Raw genomic sequence first — 6,360 nt, forward strand, 5'->3', positions numbered from 1 at the left:
CTGCAGCCATGAGCACCACATTGTCCGGGCGAATTGCCGACGACCGTACCAGAATTTCATCATGACGAAGTGCCCCAGATGCTTCAGCTTCGGACATCACCTGGATACCCAGCGAAGTCAACCGTTCAGCTTCGGGACCATTATTCACGATGTCTGAGCCTCGCACATCCATTCCGACGCTGTGCAGCAACATGGCCAGCGAACTCATCCCGGCACCACATATCCCAACAAGAAAAAAAGACCTTCCAGGTCGCAGGAGCTCAGTCATGTGAGCATTCCTCTTCGATGGTGCGCACTATGGTGTCCCCGGCATCTCTTCCAAAAATACTGGAAGCAGGGAGGGCCGTACCTGCTTCATCATCCAGTGCCTTCTCTACGATGGACAGGTACCTATCGAACAGCAGTGACTGCTGTTCAATGCGCATACCAAGACCAAGGCTCTCGAGATATGTCGCGTTCTTGGACTGATGCCGGCCAACGGCGAAGGGATAGGGGATGACGACGGCATAGATGCCTCCGATAGCAAGCTCCGTAAGTGCAAGTGCACCGCCTCTCGTCACCGCTACGCGCGCTTGCTCATAGAGTCGCTCCATATGCTCCTCATAGGAGACGACAACAGGATTGACGTGCCGCAGAAACAGCCCGTTCACTGCGTCACAAATCCTCGCATAGTCATCAATTCCAGTCACCACAGTGACTGAAACTTCGCGGCCCCTGCTATCCAGCTCCCGGATTGTCCGCAGAAACAGTTCGTTGACGAAGCTAGCCCCGCCACTACCTCCGATAAACAGCAACCCCCGACGAAGGGGTTTGGCGAGCCGGTACTCCGTCAGTGCCGTGTAAACCCTACGCCGCAGAGGGTTTCCAGTGACGGTGAACCGTGAACCAGAGGCCCCTGCAACAGGAAACCCCAGGAACACGTGTCGCGCACGATGGGAGAACAGTCGATTCGCCCTCCCCATGACGGTATTCTGTTCCAGAAGATATACGGGAACTCCGCTCATCTGCGCAGCCACGATTCCTGGCACCGATACGTATCCGCCGGTACCGATAAAAGCATCGACATGGGCATCCATCATGACACGGCGGGCTGCTCTCACGCCGCTTCGAGTTGCACGTGCAAGACGCCACAACGATCTGGGCGTATACAGGAGCGGGGCAGAACGGATAGTTTGGACGTCAAGTCCCTGAGCAAGGAAAACGTGTTCCTCCATGCTGCCAGATCGCGCCAGCATCGTGACGGTTCCCTTGTCCAACAAGCGTTCAGCAATTGCGACTGCGGGGTAGATATGCCCCCCTGTCCCTCCTCCGGCGACAACGTAGTGCATCAGGCGGCCTCCGGACTCCGGGAAATGGCTGCCGCGATACCAAGCGCGGCCATCTCGAAGACGATGTGATTGCCTCCCTGACTGAAGAAAGGCAGAGGTACTCCTGTCGTAGGAAGCAGTCCAACAACAACACCAATGTTGACAAACGCCTGTACGGCGAGGAATACGCCCAGCCCCATGACATACACTCGGGCAAATGGCTCAGAAGACCTCGAGGCAAGTTTGAACAGGTCGAAGACGATCCACAGATAAATGCCCAGTACGATGGTCACACCGATAAGCCCGAACTCTTCCGAGAATATGGCGAAAACAAAGTCATTTTCCTGGGCTGGGAAGTGGACGAATTTCTGGACGCTCCGCATAAAACCTCGCCCCAGCACTCCACCTCTCGCGACAGCGAACATGGAGTTGACCAGCTGGTAGGCGACGCCTTTCGCCTTGTCGGCTGCCAACGGATTGATGAACGAGGTCATCCTGACCTTCCAGGAAGTTTTCACGTTCACCGCAATCAGAGCCAGCGCTCCCAAGGCAGCCGTTCGGCTGATCCAGTAGCCTAGCGGAGCACCGACGGCCAGCAGGATAGTGATGGAGGACCCAGCAATGACAAAAGCTGTCCCGAAGTCGGGTTCAAGTGCGACCAGGCCCGTGAACCCCAGCACGAATAGCAGAAACGTGGTGTAATATCGATGGTCGTACTTGTTCAGGTATTTGCCGCTGAAGAGCTTGGCGGCGAGAAGAGGCACAACCAGAACAACTGCCTGAGATGGCTGCACACCAATCGAATTCGTTCCGATCCATCGAATAGAACCATTGACGCTCCTGCCGATGCCGGGAATGAGAACAGCGACCAGCAACGCTCCTAGACCATACGTCAGGAATTCTGAAATGTCTGCCCAGCGCATATACTTGAACCGCGAGCAGAACCAGTAGGCGAAGACTCCGATACCGACGATAATCGCTTGCTTGACGACACTTGGGGTAACGGCCACCAATTGGCCTCGCGAGGCACTGAGACTGACGGCGATGCTATAGTTCTGCAGTACTCCCAAGCAGAGCAGTATGGCGACCAGAACCAGTATGCGCTTCATCGCGTGACAACGCCCTGACGACCTTGAGCGATCTCCCTGAACCGGTCACCACGCTGCTCAAAATCCCTGAACATGTCGAAACTGGCACAAGCAGGAGACAAAAGCAGCGTACCACCCGCAGAGAGAAGGTGTACTCCATTGCTAACAGCGTCCTCAAGCGATTCGACGTGGGCAATCGTCTTCATACCGGCCTGGCGCAGTGAATCCTCAATAGCTGGGGCGGTCGTGCCCATCACGATTGCTGAAACCAGATTCCTGTCTTCGGTCAGGTGCCGCGCCATCTTGTCGAATGAGACACCCTTTGAGCTGCCGCCCAGAATGACGACATATGGTCCAGTCATGGCATCGGCGGCAGTCATGACCGATTCAGGAGTCGTAGCCTTGGAGTCGTTGACGAACGTCACGCCACCCACTGTTGCAACGTACTCCAGTCGGTGAGGCAGTCCATTGAAGGCCCTCACGGCCCTGCGAACGGCATCTGGTGAGATACCGTACAAAAAGGCTGCCAGAGCTGCACTCATGGCATTCGCTACATTGTGCCGCCCCCGAATGTGCAGGTCTGTCTCTCTGAACAGCTCCACTGTGCGTGTCGTGTCTTTGAAAACAATGCTACCATCGACAACATGCGCGCCAGAGAATACGCCGTCACCCAATCCGAAATAGAACACCGAAGGACTTAGCGTCGGACCAAGCACTCTCAGTTCGGGATCGTCCCAATTGAGCACGACGACATCATCTGCCGTCATATTCTCGAACAAGCGCTTTTTCGTAGCGAAATAGCGTTTCATTGTACCATAGCGATCAAGATGGTTCGGAACCAGGTTCGAGAAAATGGCCACTCTGGGATGGAACGTATGGATTGTCTCGAGCTGAAAGCAACTAACCTCCAGTACGGCGCGTTCTGCCAACGGGTGTTCCACCAGGAGCTCCGACACTGGAGTGCCCAGATTTCCCCCCGTCACTGCGTCGGGGTACTCCTCAGCAACAATTTCTCCCAGAAGAGCCGTGGTCGTACTCTTGCCATTGCTTCCAGTCACTGCAAGCACTGACAGACCGGCATACGCGGCAATCTCTGTCTCACCGACGATGACTTTATCCATTTGCGCAGCCGCCAGGATGATCGGAGCGTCGAGTGGAACACCGGGCGAGACGACGACGACGTCGCAGGCGGCCATGATGCTCACAGTGTTCTGCCCAAACTCAAAGGGAACGCTCACCTGCTGTAGCAGTCGTACAGCATGCTCGAACTTTTCGTCAGCGCTTCGCTGCCTGAATTCCGATACGAAAACGTCCACTCCATGATCATGCAGGTACAGGGCTGCATACAATCCACTTGGCAATGCCCCGACGACAAATGCCGAATTGAAAGGGATCACTGGTTACCTCCACGTCATCGTCAGTGCTCCGGCAATAACGAACAGGATACTCACGACAAAGAACCGGTCGACGATTTTTGGCTCGGTCCACCCGAGCTTCTCGAAATGATGGTGTATCGGAGCCATAAGGAAGATCCTCTTTCTGCGGCCAGAGGCTTTGAAGACAAACACCTGGATCATCACGCTTATCGCCTCTCCGAGAAACAGTCCTCCCAGCAGGATCGACGACAACTGGTTCCCGGAGGCAAACGCCCACGCGACGAAGATGGAGCCAAGCGCAAGCGATCCTGTATCTCCCATGAAAACTGATGCTTTTGTGCCATTGAACCATAGAAATGAGATGGCAAATGCAGCAGCTGCCAGAGGGAGGATGCCGGCCAGTCCTGATGGATGCAGAAGCGAGGCTATTCCGGCCACAGCAAATGTGGGAAGACTCGTCTTAGCGAGCAAGCCGTCAAGGCCGTCCGTCAGGTTGAATGCATTCACCATGCCGACCGCGTACAGCATGGCAACAGCGTAGAAGGCCCAGCCGCCAAGAAGAATTGCTCCACTCGCCAGATGAAGGACCGGAATGATCAATGGGTGTGCCAGATAGAAAAAAAGCCCGGCTGCTGCTGTCTGGATCAGGAGTTTCTGGTAGCCACGCAGTCCGTCATTTCTGTGTTTGACCTCTTTAGTCCAGTCGTCCAGAAAACCGGAAAGAAAACTGACGGCTACGAAGACCACTGTGGCGACGTCCAGCCGTGTCCAACTCGTTCGCCCCATCACGAAGAGATAGGCTGCCACGGCTCCGGCAATGTCGAGAAACAGCATCAGACCGCCCCCCGTGGGCGTACCTGCTTTGGATTTGTGAGAAGCAGGCCCTTCGTCTCGTATCAACTGCATAAACCGTATCCTGCGCAGCCACACAATAAGGAGAGGGAAAAGAGCCAGATCCACAAGGACAAGAACGAGAACCAGCAACATAGCAGACTTCGCGGTCATCGACGTTCCTCCTGCGACTGCCGACCATCGGCACCACAAACATAGCCGTGATCGCGCAACGCGAGGCGCGCTTCTTCCCGGTCATCAAAAACGACATCCTCGTGTTCATAGTACATTATCGTCTCATGCCCACGACCGAGGACCAGGACCATGTCGCCAGGCCTGGCCATAGCAATGGCACTTCGAATTGCCTGCCTTCTGTCTTCGATGACCGTAAAATGGTCGGTGGTAAACCCACTCTCGATGTCGCGAACAGCTATCGAGGCATCTTCATGACGAGGGTCCTCGACAGTCACGAACGACCAGCGGCAGGCGTCCTCTGCGAGACGGGCCATGATCGGTCGCTTCTCGCGGTCATCGGCGCCCACAGAACCAAACACGGCCAGCAGGTCCCCCCGCACAGTGGGCCGCACGGCGCTGAACAATGCCGAGAACTCCTCTGGCGTATGGGCATAGTCCACGATAACCTCGAATGGCTGTCCACAGTCAATGCGCTCATAGCGCCCAGGGACGTACAGTGGGGCCGCAAGAGATTGTATGGCTTTGCCCAGGTCACAGGTCGGTTCAATGGCATGGACCGAACTGATCGCCGCCAGACAGTTGGATGCCTGGAACGCCGGCCCGATCGAGAGATCCACGTCAAACGTGACTCCGCCCCGGGCGACAACCTGAAACGCAGTTCTTCCCACCGCAGAAACGACGTGGTCACCGCGCAGATCAGCTGCTTGCTCCAGGGAGAACGTCCTGACGTGCGAGCGCCCGGCCGCGTCCCTGAAGGAAGCGAACGAAGCGTCATCAACATTGAGAACGGCTACAGAGCTCTCATCAAGTGATGTGAACAGGCGCAATTTGGCCGCCAGATATGCATCCATCGTGCCATGATATCCTATGTGATCCTGCGAGAAATTTGTGAAAACCCCGCAATCAAAGCGCATACCATGAACTCTGTCGAAAGCAAGCGCAAATGACGAAACCTCGACCACGGCAACTTGTGCTCCCAAGTGGACCGCATGATCCAGATACCAGTTGAGCGCAAAGGCCTCCGGCGTCGTGGCCGGCAGAGCGTCAGGAGGAAAGAACTCGCCGTTAGGCATAATATAGCCCGTAGTCCCAATCATGACGCACGCAATGTCAAGTCCCTGCAAGAGACGACGAATCAAGTATGCTGTGCTCGTCTTGCCACTCGTTCCAGTGATGCCGATCATCTTCATACCACGAGCAGGAAAATTGAAAAAAGCCTGCGAGACCAGACTCAGGAACTCACGGCAGCTCGGCACAACGACTACCGGCACATCCTGAACCTCAGGATGCTCAGTTTCAGCGACCACGCAGGCCGCCCCAGCACAGAGAGCGCTGGCGATGTACGACGCTCCGTCCAGCCTGGTCCCGGAGATGGCGACGAACATAGCCCCCGGCCCGCATTCACGCGAATCAGGCGTGACCAGAGTGATCATTGTCCTATGGCCAAGTGAAGAGCGCTTGGGATTCCAGGATCCAGGAGGCAGCATATAGAGGAGCTCGGCGAGCTCCCGTTCTTCAACGACGAATTTCATGGTTTTAGCCTCAGATACTGTATCAACTGCA

Annotated in this window: 6 protein-coding genes (1 of these 6 only partly in view); all 6 read right to left on the reverse strand. The window is 55.8% G+C overall.

Annotated features, from left to right (window positions below):
* Positions 1-268: the 5' portion of a Mur ligase domain-containing protein gene (locus SMC5_RS11650; RefSeq protein ID WP_119119917.1), read on the reverse strand. 62 nt of this gene lie to the left of the window's left edge; 268 of the gene's 330 nt are visible here — the first part of the coding sequence; the start codon lies at positions 266-268; the stop codon falls past the left edge of the window.
* Entirely contained in the window at positions 261-1,328 is a 1,068-nt protein-coding gene (locus SMC5_RS05525; protein ID WP_119119918.1) for a UDP-N-acetylglucosamine--N-acetylmuramyl-(pentapeptide) pyrophosphoryl-undecaprenol N-acetylglucosamine transferase, read from the reverse strand. The genes SMC5_RS11650 and SMC5_RS05525 overlap by 8 nt, the downstream gene beginning before the upstream one ends.
* Positions 1,328-2,416, reverse strand: a complete 1,089-nt coding sequence (locus SMC5_RS05530) for an FtsW/RodA/SpoVE family cell cycle protein (protein ID WP_119119919.1) — start codon at positions 2,414-2,416, stop codon at positions 1,328-1,330. The genes SMC5_RS05525 and SMC5_RS05530 overlap by 1 nt, the downstream gene beginning before the upstream one ends.
* Entirely contained in the window at positions 2,413-3,792 is a 1,380-nt protein-coding gene (gene murD / locus SMC5_RS05535) for a UDP-N-acetylmuramoyl-L-alanine--D-glutamate ligase (RefSeq protein ID WP_119119920.1), read from the reverse strand. Before murD ends, SMC5_RS05530 begins: the two co-directional genes overlap by 4 nt.
* 3 nt (positions 3,793-3,795) lie before the next feature.
* Positions 3,796-4,776, reverse strand: a complete 981-nt coding sequence (mraY, locus tag SMC5_RS05540; RefSeq protein ID WP_119119921.1) for a phospho-N-acetylmuramoyl-pentapeptide-transferase — start codon at positions 4,774-4,776, stop codon at positions 3,796-3,798.
* Positions 4,773-6,360: UDP-N-acetylmuramoyl-L-alanyl-D-glutamate--2,6-diaminopimelate ligase (locus tag SMC5_RS05545; protein ID WP_207799099.1), on the reverse strand; the 1,588-nt coding region annotated here is incomplete at its 5' end. The genes SMC5_RS05545 and mraY, both read right to left, overlap by 4 nt.

Source organism: Candidatus Cryosericum odellii, from assembly GCF_003570935.1.
Taxonomy (GTDB): domain Bacteria; phylum Caldisericota; class Caldisericia; order Cryosericales; family Cryosericaceae; genus Cryosericum; species Cryosericum odellii.